This window comes from Pantoea wallisii, from assembly GCF_002095485.1.
Lineage (GTDB): Bacteria > Pseudomonadota > Gammaproteobacteria > Enterobacterales > Enterobacteriaceae > Pantoea > Pantoea wallisii.
In genome coordinates, this window is the sequence record NZ_MLFS01000024.1 from 1 (window position 1) to 14,954 (window position 14,954).

The following is a 14,954-nucleotide window of genomic DNA, read 5'->3' on the forward strand; positions in this document are numbered from 1 at the left end:
CTGCGCGGTGGCGTGGCGGGCGCGCTGCAGCAGGGAGCGCTGTGGCAGGCAACGTTTACGTCACTGCGTATCGCCGTGGGTGCGGGCGTCTTGTGCGTGGTACTCACCATGATGCTGCTGTGGAGCAGCCGCGAACTGCGCCAGCGCCAGCGGCTGGTCCCGGCGCAGGCGATGGAGATGAGCGGCATGCTGATTCTGGCAATGCCGGGGATCGTACTGGCCAGTGGCTTTTTCCTGCTGTTCAATGCCACGACAGGCCTGCCGCAGCGCGCCGATGGCCTGGTAATATTTACCAATGCGCTGATCGCCATTCCCTACGCCATGAAAGTGCTGGAGAACCCGATGCGCGATATCAGCGCCCGCTATGGCCAGCTGTGTGCCGCGCTGGGCATATCCGGTTTTAATCGCCTGCGGTTAATTGAGCTGCGCGCGCTTAAGCGCCCGCTGGCACAGGCGCTGGCCTTTGCCTGCGTCTTGTCGATTGGCGATTTTGGCGTGGTTGCGCTGTTTGGCAGCGCCGATTTCCGCACGCTGCCCTTTTATCTGTACCAGCAGATTGGTGCTTATCGCGGTGCCGACGGCGCCGTAACTGCCCTGCTACTTCTGCTGCTCTGTTTATTACTCTTCACGCTGATGGAAAAACTGCCGGGTCGCCATGCTGATACTGAATAATCTGACTTACCTGTACCAGCATCTGCCGATGCGCTTTAGCTTTCGTGCGCAGGCCGGTGAACGGCTGGCGATTCTGGGCCCAAGCGGGGCGGGGAAAAGCACCCTGCTGAGCCTGCTCGGCGGCTTTTTGCCGGTCAGCCAGGGCAGCGTAGTGATTGCGGGTGTCGATCACACGCACAGCGTGCCCTCAGCCCGACCGGTGTCGATGCTGTTCCAGGAGAACAATCTGTTCCCGCACCTCACGGTGCAGCAGAATCTCGGGCTGGGGTTGCACCCCGGCCTGAAGCTCACGCGTGACCAGCAGCAGCAGGTGACGCACATCGCCGAACAGACCGGCCTGCAGGAGATGCTTACGCGCCTGCCGGGTCAGCTCTCCGGCGGTCAGCGACAGCGCGTGGCGCTGGCGCGCTGCCTGCTGCGTAATCAGCCGGTGCTACTGCTGGATGAGCCCTTCTCGGCGCTCGATCCGGCACTGCGCGGAGAGATGCTGCAGCTGGTGCGTTCGGTGTGTGAAGCGCGCAATATTACGCTGCTGATGGTGTCGCACAGTCTGGAGGATGCGCAGCAGATCGCCGCGCGCAGCCTGGTGATTGTTGATGGACGGGTTTACTGGGATGGGCAGACCGCCAGCCTGCTGGCAGGGAAAAGTGAAGCCGCCGCCATCCTTGGCGTACATTCGCGTTAAGCGAAGAACACTTTCCACAGTAGCTGCAGGAAAATCGGCATCATCGGGTGGAACAGCAGCGCAATAAACGCCGCCACCGCCACGCCGGCCATCAGCGGAGCCAGCCAGCGCAGGCGGTCCCTCGGCAGATACTTCGATGCCCAGTCCACGGTTTTCCCGCTGCGCCACCAGCGCCACAGCAGCCATCCACCCAGCCACAGCAGTATTGTCACCAGTAACAGCAGCCATTTGAAGCTGTCGCCCTGCGCCGCCTGCGGCACGTCAATCGCCACGCCCGCCAAAATGCCCGGCATCAGATAGGCCGGCGGCCAGAGAATGCAGCCGATAATGTTGGGCGGCAGGAACTTGCGCACCGGCAGTTCGAGCATGCCGGCGGCCAGCGGGATCAGCGGGCGCGTCGGGCCGACAAAACGCCCGACCAGAATGGTGAACATGCTGTGCTGATGCAGCGCGTGCTCGGTTTTATCCAGCAGGCCCTGATACTTCTTCAGGTACTTCCAGCGGTGCAGCGGCCCCTGGAATTTCCAGCCGATACCGTAGGAGACCCAGTCACCAATCAGGCAGCCAGCCAGCCCGGCCGCCCAGGCAGGATAGAGCCCTATCTGGCCGCTCCCTACCAGCGCGCCGAGACTGGCCATCAATACCGTGCCTGGCAACAGTAAGCCGACAAACGCCAGCGACTCTAAAAAGGTCACCAGCGCAACGGCGATGAGGGCGTACTCCAGCGATTGCGTAAACAGGTGTTGAATCCAGGCTTCCATAACTATCCTCTGCGGAATATAGAGGCTGGATTGTCCGGAGCCGGAGCGGAAGCGTCAAGGCAAGATTTGTAGGGTTTTCCCTTGCGGCACGTCGCGTGCGTTCACAAGAGGATTTGGCGATACTGGATAAACATCCATGTTATACTGTCTGTCATTCACTTTCCGGAGTTAACGTGACCGATCCACGCGCAGGCTTTCTCTTAACCCGCCACTGGCGGGACACCCCTGGCGGCAGCGAAGTGGTGCTGTGGCTGGCAACGGATAGCGGCCCGCAGCGGCTGGTACTGCCCGCGCAGGAGTCGGTCGCCTTTATTCCGCAGGTGTTTCGCCGCCAAACCGAAGCGCTGATCGCCGGTGAGTCCCACACGCGCCTGCAAACGCTCGAGCTGAAAGATTTCCGCCGCCGTCCGGTATTTGGTCTCTACTGCCGTAGCCACCGCCAGTTACAAAATCTGGAAAAACGCCTGCGCGAAAACGGTATTGCAGTATACGAGGCCGATATCCGGCCACCGGAGCGCTACCTGATGGAGCGCTTTATTACTGCGCCGGTGTGGTTCAGCGGCGAAGCGCGCGGCGACAGCCTGGTTAATGCGCGCCTGAAGCCCCATCCCGACTATCGCCCGCAGCTGAAATGGGTTTCGCTGGATATTGAAACCACGCAGCACGGTGAGCTGTACTGCATCGGGCTGGAGGGTTGTGGCCAGCGGCAGGTCTACATGCTCGGACCGCCTAACGGCGATGCCGGCGCGCTCGATTTCGAACTTATCTACGTCGATAGCCGTCCGCAGCTGCTGGAGCAGCTCAATGCCTGGTTTGTGCGCCACGATCCTGACGTCATCATCGGCTGGAACGTGGTGCAGTTTGATCTGCGCGTATTACAGAAACACGCTGACCGCTACAACATTCCGTTGCGGCTGGGGCGCCATAACCAGCCGCTGGAGTGGCGTGAGCACGGCTTTAAGCCCGGCGTCTTTTTTGCTCAGGCCAGCGGACGTCTGGTGATCGATGGCATTGAAGCGCTGAAATCGGCCTTCTGGGACTTCCCCTCTTTTAGCCTGGAAGCGGTATCGCGCCAGCTGCTGGGAGAAGGCAAAGCCATCAATAATCCGTGGCAGCGCATGGAGGAGATCAACTGGCGATTCGCCAATGACAAACCGGCGCTGGCGAAGTACAACCTGAAGGATTGCGAGCTGGTAACGCGCATTTTTCAGCACACCGCCATCATGCCCTTTCTGCTGGAGCGCGCCACCGTCAACGGCCTGGCGGTGGATCGCCACGGCGGCTCGGTAGCGGCCTTCAGCCACCTTTACATTCCGCGTATGCACCGGGCAGGCTTTGTTGCCCCCAATATGGGCGAAGTCGCGCCAGATGCCAGCCCCGGCGGCTACGTGATGGATTCACGCCCGGGGCTGTATGATTCTGTGCTGGTGCTGGACTATAAAAGCCTCTATCCGTCGATCATCCGTACATTCCTCATCGACCCGGTCGGGCTGGTCGAGGGGCTGGCGCATCCGGAGGATGCCGATTCGGTGCCTGGCTTCCGCGATGCCCGTTTTTCACGCCATACGCACTGCCTGCCGGCGATTGTCGGGCAGATTTGGCAGGGGCGCGAAGCGGCCAAACGGGACGGCAATCAGCCGCTGTCGCAGGCGCTGAAGATAATCATGAACGCCCTGTATGGCGTACTGGGCACCAGCGCCTGCCGCTTCTTTGATCCGCGCCTTGCCTCCTCTATCACGCTGCGCGGTCACGCGATTATGCAGCAGACGCGTGAGCTGATTGAGGCGCAGGGTTTCGATGTTATCTATGGTGATACCGACTCCACTTTTGTCTGGCTGAAAGGCGTGCACAGCGAAGCCGGGGCGGCGGCCATCGGGCATCGCCTGACAGAGCATGTTAACACCTGGTGGCGACAGCATCTGCAGCAGACATATGGCCTGGATAGCGCGCTGGAGCTGGAGTATGAAACCCACTTCAGCCGCTTCCTGATGCCTACCATTCGCGGTGCCGAACAGGGCAGCAAGAAGCGCTACGCCGGGCTGATTCGCCACGAGGATGGCGAGCGGCTGGTGTTTAAGGGGCTGGAGTCGGTACGCACCGACTGGACGCCGCTGGCGCAGCAGTTTCAGCAGACGCTGTATGGCCGCATTTTCCGCGGCGAGCCCTGGCAGGATTACATCCGGACGACCGTGGCGCAACTGCTGGCGGGTGAGCTGGACGATCAGCTGGTGTATAAAAAACGTCTGCGCCGCCCGCTGAAAGATTACGAACGTAATGTGCCACCACACGTACGCGCTGCGCGCCTGGCTGACGAACACAATCGCAAGCTGCAGCGGCCGCTGCAGTACCAGAATGGCGGCTCCATCCGCTATGTGATGCAACCGCCGGGCCGGAACCGCTGGAGGCGCGCAGCACGCCGCTGGACTACGATCACTACGTGAGCAAGCAGTTACAGCCGGTTGCCGACGGGATTTTACCCTTCGTCGGTGATGACTTTGCTACACTGATTACCGGGCAGCTGGGGCTTTTTTGACAGGTGACGAATGCCCTGCCATCCAGTACCATAGCGCCCTTCCTGATTCTCACCGCACTCACAACCTGACCAGACACCTGTTTGGCGGTTCAGTATTGCCTGAGAGCAGTTGAACATCTTTATGTCATTTTGAGAATCGAGCTAAAAATATATGGTTTTTACACTGGGTCAGCGCTGGATTAGTGATACGGAAAGTGAACTGGGACTGGGTACGGTTGTGGCGCTGGATACGCGCATGGTCACGATTATGTTTCCTGCAACCGGCGAAAACCGCCTTTATGCCCGTAATGATTCCCCTGTTACCCGTGTGATTTTTAATCCGGGTGATACCGTCACCAGCCATGATGGCTGGCAGATGCAGGTGGATGAAGTCCGCAACGAAAATGATTTAGTGACGTATATCGGCACGCGTCTCGATACTGAAGAGAACAATGTAGTGCTGCGCGAAGTGATGCTCGACAGCAAGCTGGTGTTCAGCAAGCCGCAGGATCGCCTGTTTGCCGGCCAGCTGGACCGCATGGATCGCTTCGCCCTGCGCTTCCGCGCGCGTAAATATCAGAGCGAGCAGTACCGCCTGCCGATCAGCGGCCTGCGCGGTATGCGCACTAACCTGATTCCGCATCAGCTGCATATCGCGCACGATGTGGGCCGTCGTCATGCGCCCCGCGTGCTGCTGGCGGATGAAGTGGGCCTGGGGAAAACCATCGAAGCCGGTATGATCATTCAGCAGCAGCTGCTGGCCGGTCGGGCCGATCGCGTGCTGATCGTCGTGCCCGAAACCCTGCAGCATCAGTGGCTGGTAGAGATGCTGCGTCGCTTCAACCTGCGCTTTGCGCTGTTTGATGATGACCGCTACACCGAAGCGCAGCACGATAGCGACAACCCGTTTGATACCGAACAGTTGATTATCTGCTCGCTGGATTTCGTGCGCCGTAATAAGCAGCGTCTTGAGCTGATGGCTGACGCCGACTGGGATCTGCTGGTGGTGGATGAAGCGCACCATCTGGCATGGAGCGAAGCGGCGCCCAGCCGCGAGTATCAGGTCATTGAGCAGCTGGCAGAGAAAACGCCAGGCGTGCTGCTGCTGACCGCCACACCAGAGCAGCTCGGCATGGAGAGCCATTTTGCCCGCCTGCGCCTGCTCGATCCCAATCGCTTCCACGATTTCAGCCAGTTTGTCGCTGAGCAGCAGCACTATCGTCCGGTCGCGGATGCCGTCAGCTCACTGCTGGCCGATCAGGCCATCAGCAAGGATGAGATGAACCTGATCAATGAGCTGGTTGGCGAGCAGGATATCGAACCGCTACTGCAGGTAGCGAACAGCGATCGTGAAGGCAAAGAGGATGCGCGCAAAGAGCTGATCGCTATGCTGATGGATCGTCATGGCACCAGCCGCGTCCTGTTCCGCAACACGCGTAACGGCGTAAAAGGCTTCCCGAAACGCGAACTGCATCAGATCCGCCTGCCCTTACCGGCCCAGTATCAAACGGCAATCAAAGTCTCCGGTATTATGGGTGCCCGCAAAAGTGCGGAAGAGCGCGCGCGCGATATGCTCTATCCGGAGCAGATTTATCAGGAGTTTGAAGGCGATAGCGGTACGTGGTGGAACTTCGACCCGCGCGTAGAGTGGCTGATGGGCTACCTCACCAGCAACCGTAAAGAGAAAGTGCTGGTGATCTGCGCCAAAGCCGCCACTGCGCTCCAGCTGGAGCAGGTGCTGCGGGAGCGCGAAGGCATTCGTGCCGCCGTGTTCCACGAAGGCCTCTCTATCATTGAGCGCGACCGCGCGGCGGCATTCTTCGCCTCCCAGGATGAGGGCGCCCAGGTGCTGCTCTGCTCAGAGATTGGCTCTGAAGGCCGTAACTTCCAGTTTGCCAGCCGCCTGGTGATGTTCGATCTGCCGTTTAACCCGGATCTGCTGGAGCAGCGTATCGGGCGTCTCGATCGTATTGGTCAGCTGCATGATATCCAGATCCTTGTGCCATGGCTGGAGAAAACGGCGCAGGCCGTGCTGCTGCGCTGGTATCACGAGGGGCTGGACGCGTTCGAGCACACCTGCCCGACCGGCCGCACCATTTACGATCAGCAGTACAATCAGCTGATTGAGTACCTGGCGGCGCCGGAGAATCCGGAAGGGCTGGACACATTCATCGCTGAGAGCCGCAAGCAGCATGATGCACTGAAAACGCAGCTGGAGCAGGGGCGCGATCGCCTGCTGGAGCTGAACTCCAACGGTGGCGAAGCAGCGCAGGCGCTGGCCGATGCGATTGGCGAGCAGGATAACGACACCGAGCTGGTGAACTTCGCGCTGAACCTGTTTGATATCGTCGGGATTAATCAGGAAGACCGCAGCGATAATCTGATCGTGCTGACGCCGTCAGATCACATGCTGGTACCCGATTTCCCAGGCCTGCCGGAAGAGGGTTGCACCGTGACCTTTAACCGTAATCAGGCGCTGTCACGCGAAGACACCCAGTTCATCACCTGGGAACATCCGCTGATTCGCAACGGCCTGGATCTGATTCTCTCCGGCGATACCGGCAGCTGTGCGCTGTCGCTGCTGAAGAACAAGGCGCTGCCGGTTGGCACCCTGCTGGTAGAGATGATCTACGTGGTGGAAGCCCAGGCGCCGAAAAACCTGCAGCTGACCCGCTTCCTGCCGCCTACGCCAGTGCGTTTGCTGATGGATCGCGCCGGTAATAATCTTGCCGGTAAAGTGGAGTTTGAGAGCTTTAACCGGCAGCTGAATGCGGTCAATCGCCATACCGGCAGCAAGCTGGTCAACGCGGTACAGCAGGATGTGCACGCCATTCTGACGCAGGCCGAAAAGGTGATTGTGCCGGAAGCGCAGGCGCTGATTGCGGCCGCGAAAGCGGAAGCCGACGAGAAGCTGAGCGCCGAACTGTCCCGCCTGGAAGCGCTGAGAGCGGTTAACCCAAACATCCGTGATGATGAGGTTGAAGCGCTGGAGAGCAATCGTGAACAGGTGCTGGCGAGCTTGGCGAAGCAACTGGCGTCTTGATGCACTGCGTTTGATCGTGGTTACGCACCAATAACCGGAGCCGCCTCAATCATGCTAATGGAACCTTACAATCCGCCGCGCGATCCCTGGCTGCACACGCTGTACCAGGACGAGCATATTATGGTGGTAAACAAGCCGAGCGGTTTACTCTCGGTACCGGGCCGTCTGGAGGAGCACAAAGATAGCGTGATGACGCGCATTCAGCGTGACTTCCCGCAGGCGGAGTCGGTTCACCGGCTCGATATGGCGACCAGCGGCGTGATTGTGGTGGCGCTGAACAAAGCGGCGGAGCGTGAGCTGAAGCGGCAGTTTCGCGAGCGCGAGCCCGCTAAATACTACGTGGCGCGCATCTGGGGCCATCCGGCGGCAGAAAAAGGCGTGATTGATCTGCCGCTGATTTGCGACTGGCCCAATCGGCCAAAGCAGATGGTCAGCGTTGAACACGGTAAACCGGCGCAGACAGAGTATCAGGTGCTGGCGTATGAGGCGGGTAACAGCGCACGCGTTCAGCTGAAGCCGATTACCGGTCGCTCGCATCAGCTGCGTGTACATCTGCTGGCGCTGGGCCATCCGATTTTGGGCGATCGCTTTTACGCGCATCCGGAGGCACTGGCGATGGCGCCCCGCCTGCAGCTGCACGCCGAATCGCTGACGATCACCCATCCGGCTTTCGGCAACAGCATGACATTCCGGCAGCCCGCCGATTTTTAGTCATAAAAAAGGTCGTCATCAATGACGACCTTACAAAACAGACGTCATTGATGACGTCTATTTAAATCCCTTCTCCTTGCGAATCAGGTCATAAGCGGCCTGAATCTCCTGCGCTTTCTGCTTCGCCATCTCCATCATCTCTGGCGGCAACCCTTTCGCCACCAGTTTATCCGGATGGTGCTCGCTCATCAGCTTGCGGTAGGCGCGCTTGATGGTGGTGCTGTCATCGCTGCTTTTAACTCCCAGCACGCTGCAGGCATCGTCCAGCGTTGGGCCGCGTTTCGCCTGCTGATAAGCGCCGCCATACCCGGAGCCGCCGCCGAACTGCTGGCCACCCTCCATCATGCGCAGGAACTGGTCAAACTGCGCACGCGAAATGCCCAGCTCTTCGGCAATCACATACAGCACCTGACGTTCATTCGGGTGCAAAGAGCCATCGGCAAATGCCGCCTGGATCTGAATCTCCAGAAACATCCGGATCAGATCGAAGCGTCCGAAACAGGCGCTGCGCAGCTCACGCAATTTATTGCGCAGCGGATAGTCGCTCTGTTTGCCCTCGCGAAAGGCGCGCTGTGCCATGGTGCGCGCTTCGCCATGCAGCTGCATGCGATCCATAAATAAAGAGGCGATCTGAATATCCGCTTCCGTGACGCGCCCTTTGGATTTGGTCAAATGGCCCATCACCTGGAACGTGGTCCTGAAAAACAGCGTCTGACGCGCCTGGTTATTGGCGAAGTAACCCTGTCCCTTTACGCTACGCACTTTATCAAACAGGTGACCAATGATCAGACCCAGTACGATGCCCCAAAAGCCTGCTCCGGAAATTAAGCCGAGAGCCAGACCAATAACTTTTCCCCAGTAGCGCATAAACTCCTCAATTCGCCATGCTTGCGGCCGAAAATTGCATTATCATACCTGTCATTTATCTCCGCGCCTAACGGCAACGCAGACAGAAAAGGATTAACACTGGCGCAACGCCGGGCGGTACGTTAGTCTCTGTCCGGATTGTCGGCATGATGCCAGTTTCCATGGAATTATCGAAACCGCGTATGAAAAAACGTATACCAACCCTGCTGGCTACCATGATTGGTGCAGCGCTCTATAGTCAGCACGCACTGGCCGACGATCTGATGTCGCAATGTATGCTGGGCGTGCCGAGCTACAACCGACCGCTGGTCAGTGGTGACACGAATTCGCTGCCGGTCACCATCAACTCTGATTCAGCCAAAGGGAACTATCCGGACGACGCGGTGTTCACCGGCAATGTCAACGTGCAACAGGGCAACAGCCGCCTGACGGCCGATGAGATGCAGCTGCATCAGCGTCAGCAGGAGGGGCAAACCACGCCGGTACGCACCGTGGATGCGCTGGGTAATGTGCACTACGACGACAATCAGGTCATCCTGAAAGGTCCGAAAGCCTGGTCCAACCTGAATACCAAAGACACCAACGTGTGGAACGGTAACTATCAGATGGTTGGCCGCCAGGGCCGCGGCGATGCCGATCAGATGAAACTGCGCGGTAACAACCGCTATACCATTCTGGAAAACGGCAGCTTTACCTCCTGCCTGCCGGGTTCCAACAGCTGGAGCGTAGTGGGCTCTGAAGTGATTCAGGACCGTCAGGAAGAGGTGGCGGAGATCTGGAACGCGCGCTTCAAGCTTGGCAACGTGCCGGTGTTCTACAGCCCTTATCTGCAGCTGCCCATTGGCGATCGTCGCCGCTCCGGCTTCCTGATCCCCAATGCAAAATATGGCAGCAATAACGGTTTCGAATTTATCCTGCCGTACTACTGGAACATTGCGCCGCAGGCCGATGCCACTATCACGCCGCACTACATGAGCAAGCGTGGACTGCAGCTGCAGAACGAATTCCGCTATCTGACCCAGTTTGGTGCCGGTTTGATGGAGTTCGACTACCTGCAATCGGATAAGCAGTACGATAACGACAAATCCGTGCGTGGCATTGCGCAGGACGACAGCTCTGACCGCTGGCTGTTCTTCTGGCGCCATTCAGGCGTTTACGACCAGCACTGGCGCTTTAACGCCGACTATACCAAAGTCAGCGATCCCTACTATTTCAACGACCTGGATTCGACCTACTACAGCTCGACCGACGGCTACGCCACGCAGAAATTCAGCATCGGCTACGCAGATACCAACTGGGATGCGACGCTGTCGAGCAAGGATTTCCAGGTCTTTGGTACCACCAGCAACCGCAATATTTATCGCGCGATGCCGCAGCTCGATCTGAACTTCTATCAGAACGATATCGGGCCCTTTGACGGACGCATCTATGCGCAGGCGGTGAAGTTTACCAACGTTAGCGAACGTATGCCGGAAGCTACCCGTCTGCATATCGAACCGACGCTGAACCTGCCGCTCTCTAACGGCTGGGCGAGTCTGGATACGGAAGCCAAACTGCTGGCCACGCACTACCAGCAGGATGGCATCGACGATTACAACAACTCGTTGAATGCCAACAGCCCAAGCGGCATGCTGAAAGATTCCGTTAACCGTACGCTGCCGCAGTTCAAAGTGGATGGCCGCCTGGTCTTCGATCGCAACATGGATTGGGCTGAAGGCTATACCCAGACGCTGGAGCCGCGCGTTCAGTATCTCTACATCCCGTATCGCGACCAGAGCAACATCTATCCGTACGACTCTACGCTGCTGCAGACTGACTATACCGGCCTGTTCCGCGACCGCACCTACAGCGGCCTCGATCGCATTGCGTCATCGAACGAAGTCTCTACCGGTGTGACCACGCGCATTTATGATAACGATCTCGTTGAACGTTTTAACGTTTCTGTGGGTCAAATCTACTCGTTTACCCCGTCTCGTACCGGCGTAAACCAGACGAATAAAGAAGATGATACCGGCAGCCTGGTGTGGGCCGGCGACACTTACTGGAAAGTCAGCGATCGCTGGGGCGTCCGTGGTGGCCTGCAATATGACACGCGCCTTGATAACGTTTCGCAGGGAAATGCGATTGTTGAGTACGCCGTGATGCCGATCGTATGATCCAGCTCAGCTATCGCTACAGCAGCCCGGAGTATGTGGCGCAGGCGTTGAATAACGCCAGCCTGGTGACCAACCCGATCTATAAAAACGGGATTTCACAGGTCGGCACGACGGCCAGCTGGCCGATTGCGGATGCCTGGTCGCTGGTGGGCGGTTACTACTACGACACGCGCAACAGCCGTCCGGCTGAGCAGATGGTCGGCCTGCAGTACAGCTCCTGCTGCTACGCCATTCGTCTGGGTTACGAGCGCAAGATCAACGGTTGGGAAAACAACGACAGTAAGTATGACAACCAAATCTCATTCAACATTGAGCTGCGTGGTCTGAGCTCCAACTATGGCTTAGGCACCAATGAAATGCTGCGTCAGGGCATCATCCCTTACCAGCGCGCTTTCTGATGTTGTGATGTTTGACAGGCTATCCCGCAGTGCGGAAACAACAATGGATAAAGTATGAAGAACTGGAGAATGCTGATTCTTGGTGTGGCGATTACCGCTAACACTGCGTTCGCAGCCCCACAGGTGTTGATAAAGTTGCTGCAGTCGTGAACAACGGCGTGGTGCTGGAGAGTGACGTCGACAACATGATGCGCACGGTGAAAGCCCAGGCGCAGCAGGCCGGTCAGCAATTACCTGATGACAACACATTGCGTCATCAGATCCTTGAACGCCAGGTCATGGATAACATCATTCTGCAAATGGGTGAGAAAGCCGGTTTACAGATCAGCGATCAGCAGCTGGATCAGGCGATTCAGAACATTGCGGCCCAAAACCGCATGAGCCTTGACCAGCTGCGCAGCCGTCTGGCCTATGACGGCATGAACTACAACGATTATCGCGCGCAGATCCGCAAAGAGATGCTGATCTCGGAAGTGCGCAATAATGAAGTACGCCGTCGCGTGACGATTCTGCCGCAGGAGGTGGATACGCTGGCAACGCAGATTGGCTCCCAGAATACGCAGGGAACCGAGCTGAACATCAGCCAGATTCTGCTGCCGCTGCCGGAAAATCCTACGCAGCAGCAGGTGGATGATCAGGAGGCGCTGGCGCGTCAGCTGGTGGGTGAGCTGAAAGGCGGTGCCGACTTTGGCAAACTGGCCGTAACCTACTCTGCCGATCCACAGGCGCTGAAAGGCGGCAACATGGGCTGGGCAAAATCGAAGAGCTGCCTACCCTGTTCTCGCAGGCGCTGAGCAGTGCGAAGAAAGGCGATGTTGTGGGTCCGATCCGCTCAGGTGTGGGCTTTCATATCCTGAAAGTTAACGACCTGCGCGGTGAGAGCAAGAATATCTCTGTTACTGAAGTACATGCACGCCACATTCTGCTGAAGCCTTCGCCCATCCTCAGTGACGAGCAGGCGCGTCAGAAGATTGAACAGATTGCCGCGGACATTAAGAGCGGTAAAACCAGCTTCGCGGCAGCGGCCAAACAGTTCTCTGACGATCCCGGTTCAGCGAATCAGGGCGGCGATCTCGGCTGGGCCTCACCGGATATCTACGACCCGGCGTTCCGTGATGCGCTGCTGAAGCTGCAGAAGGGCCAGGTCTCCGCGCCGGTCCACTCCTCTTTCGGCTGGCATCTGATTCAGCTGATGGATACCCGTCAGGTGGATAAAACCGATGCGGCGCAGAAAGAGCGCGCTTACCGCCTGCTGTTCAACCGTAAGTTCGCTGAAGAGGCGCAAACCTGGATGCAGGAGCAGCGCGCCAGTGCTTATGTGAAGATTCTGGATGGTAATGCTCAGTAATTATCGCGTTGTCATCACGCCCGGCGAACCCGCCGGGATTGGTCCCGATCTCACCGTACAGCTGGCGCAGCAAAACTGGCCGGTTGAGCTGGTTGTGTGCGCGGATGGCGACGTACTGCGCCAGCGCGCCGCACAGCTCGGTTTACCGCTGACGCTGCGCGACTATCAGCCTGGCACTGCCGCTCAGCCGCAGCAGGCGGGTACGCTGACGCTGTTGCAGGTCGACTGCGCACAGCCGGTTACGCCGGGTGAGCTGAACGTCGCGAACGGGCACTACGTGCTGGCCACACTGGCACGCGCCTGCGATGGCTGTATTAACGGCGAGTTTGCCGCATTGATTACCGGGCCGGTGCACAAAGGCGTTATTAATGATGCCGGCATCGCCTTTACCGGCCATACCGAATTCTTCGCCGATCGCGCCGGTGGCGATCGCGTGGTGATGATGCTGGCAACCGAAGAGCTGCGCGTGGCGCTGGCAACGACGCATCTGCCGCTGAAAGCGGTAGCTGACGCCATTACCCGCGAAAGCCTGCATGAAGTGATCACCATCCTGCATCAGGATTTGCAGCAGAAGTTTGGTCTGGCTAATCCCCATATCTTCGTCTGCGGCCTGAATCCGCACGCGGGTGAAAGCGGTCATATGGGCCGTGAAGAGATCGACACCATTATTCCCGCGCTTGACGCACTGCGTCAGCAGGGCATGCAGCTGACCGGTCCGCTACCGGCCGATACGCTGTTTCAGCCGAAATATCTGCAACATGCCGATGCGGTACTGGCGATGTATCACGACCAGGGCCTGCCGGTACTAAAATTTCAGGGGTTTGGCCGCGCGGTGAATATCACCCTTGGCCTGCCCTTTATCCGGACTTCTGTTGACCACGGCACCGCGCTGGAACTGGCCGGTCTGGGCACAGCAGAGCCGGGCAGCTTTATCACGGCGCTTAATCTCGCCATCACTATGATCAAGAGCAGTAATGAATAATCGCGTCCATCAGGGGCATTACGCCCGTAAACGTTTCGGGCAGAACTTCCTGAACGATCAATACATTATCGACAGCATCGTCTCCGCTATCCACCCGCAAAAAGGGGAAGCGCTGGTGGAGATCGGCCCCGGCCTGGGTGCGTTAACCGAGCCGGTAGGTGAGCGCCTGGATGCGCTTACCGTTGTTGAACTGGACCGCGACCTTGCCGCGCGTTTGCAGACGCATCCGTTTCTCGGTCCGAAGCTGACTATTTATCAGCAGGATGCGATGACCTTCGATTTCTCTGCGCTGGCGCAGGAGAAAGGTCAGCCGCTGCGGGTGTTCGGTAACCTGCCGTACAATATCTCCACGCCGCTGATGTTCCATCTTTTCAGCTATACTGGTTCGATTAAAGACATGCACTTCATGCTGCAGAAAGAGGTGGTCAACCGTCTGGTGGCTGGCCCGGGCAGCAAAGCGTATGGTCGCCTTAGCGTGATGGCGCAGTACTACTGCCAGGTGATCCCGGTGCTGGAAGTGCCACCACAATCCTTTACCCCGCCGCCTAAAGTGGATTCGGCGGTGGTGCGTCTGGTGCCCTTTACCCAGCCGCCCTATCCGGTTAGCGACGTGCGTCTGCTTAGCCGTATCACCACGGAAGCGTTTGGTCAGCGTCGTAAAACGCTGCGTAACAGTCTGGTCCATCTGTTCACGGCAGGCGCGCTGGACGAATTGAATATTGATGCCTCGCTGCGTGCCGAGAACGTCACGGTGGCGCAGTATTGCCAGCTGGCAAACTGGCTGGGCAATCATCAGGCTGAATCTGCGGAGAACTGAGT

7 protein-coding genes and 4 pseudogenes are annotated in these 14,954 nt (G+C 58.3%); 9 read left to right on the plus strand and 2 right to left on the minus strand.

Annotated elements, in window-relative coordinates:
• Positions 1 to 672: ABC transporter permease subunit (locus HA48_RS10440; RefSeq protein WP_128601261.1), on the plus strand; the 672-nt coding region annotated here is incomplete at its 5' end.
• On the plus strand, positions 656 to 1,357 hold the full coding sequence (gene thiQ / locus HA48_RS10445; protein ID WP_128601262.1) for a thiamine ABC transporter ATP-binding protein ThiQ: 702 nt from the start codon (positions 656 to 658) through the stop codon (positions 1,355 to 1,357). The genes HA48_RS10440 and thiQ, both read left to right, overlap by 17 nt.
• Here thiQ and HA48_RS10450 read toward each other — a convergent pair.
• Complete coding sequence (locus HA48_RS10450; RefSeq protein WP_128601263.1) at positions 1,354 to 2,118, minus strand: DedA family protein; 765 nt, start codon at positions 2,116 to 2,118, stop codon at positions 1,354 to 1,356. The genes thiQ and HA48_RS10450 overlap by 4 nt on opposite strands.
• Positions 2,119 to 2,291: 173 nt before the next feature.
• Between HA48_RS10450 and polB the strand changes: the two are divergent.
• From polB to rluA, 3 genes and pseudogenes are all read left to right on the plus strand, one after another.
• Positions 2,292 to 4,651 (plus strand): annotated as a pseudogene (gene polB / locus HA48_RS10455) (DNA polymerase II).
• A gap of 151 nt (positions 4,652 to 4,802) precedes the next feature.
• A pseudogene (gene rapA / locus HA48_RS10460) lies at positions 4,803 to 7,707 on the plus strand (RNA polymerase-associated protein RapA).
• Positions 7,708 to 7,724: 17 nt separating this feature from the next.
• Positions 7,725 to 8,384, plus strand: coding sequence for a bifunctional tRNA pseudouridine(32) synthase/23S rRNA pseudouridine(746) synthase RluA (gene rluA / locus HA48_RS10465; protein WP_128601264.1), 660 nt, complete (start codon positions 7,725 to 7,727; stop codon positions 8,382 to 8,384).
• A gap of 57 nt (positions 8,385 to 8,441) precedes the next feature.
• Here the strand turns inward: rluA and djlA are convergent, their stop codons facing one another.
• Positions 8,442 to 9,251 (minus strand): co-chaperone DjlA, encoded by an 810-nt coding sequence (gene djlA, locus HA48_RS10470; protein WP_128601265.1) that lies wholly within the window; start codon positions 9,249 to 9,251, stop codon positions 8,442 to 8,444.
• 146 nt (positions 9,252 to 9,397) lie between these two features.
• On the opposite strand from djlA, the pseudogene lptD reads away from it, so the two are divergent.
• The 4 genes and pseudogenes from lptD (at position 9,398) to rsmA (ending at position 14,952) form a co-directional block, all read left to right on the plus strand.
• Positions 9,398 to 11,805 (plus strand): annotated as a pseudogene (gene lptD / locus HA48_RS10475) (LPS assembly protein LptD).
• 54 nt (positions 11,806 to 11,859) lie between these two features.
• Positions 11,860 to 13,153, plus strand: a pseudogene (surA, locus tag HA48_RS10480) (peptidylprolyl isomerase SurA).
• Complete coding sequence (gene pdxA / locus HA48_RS10485; RefSeq protein ID WP_128601266.1) at positions 13,143 to 14,135, plus strand: 4-hydroxythreonine-4-phosphate dehydrogenase PdxA; 993 nt, start codon at positions 13,143 to 13,145, stop codon at positions 14,133 to 14,135. Before surA ends, pdxA begins: the two are co-directional and overlap by 11 nt.
• On the plus strand, positions 14,128 to 14,952 hold the full coding sequence (rsmA, locus tag HA48_RS10490) for a 16S rRNA (adenine(1518)-N(6)/adenine(1519)-N(6))-dimethyltransferase RsmA (RefSeq protein WP_128601267.1): 825 nt from the start codon (positions 14,128 to 14,130) through the stop codon (positions 14,950 to 14,952). The genes pdxA and rsmA overlap by 8 nt, the downstream gene beginning before the upstream one ends.
• The last annotated feature ends 2 nt before the right edge of the window (positions 14,953 to 14,954 follow it).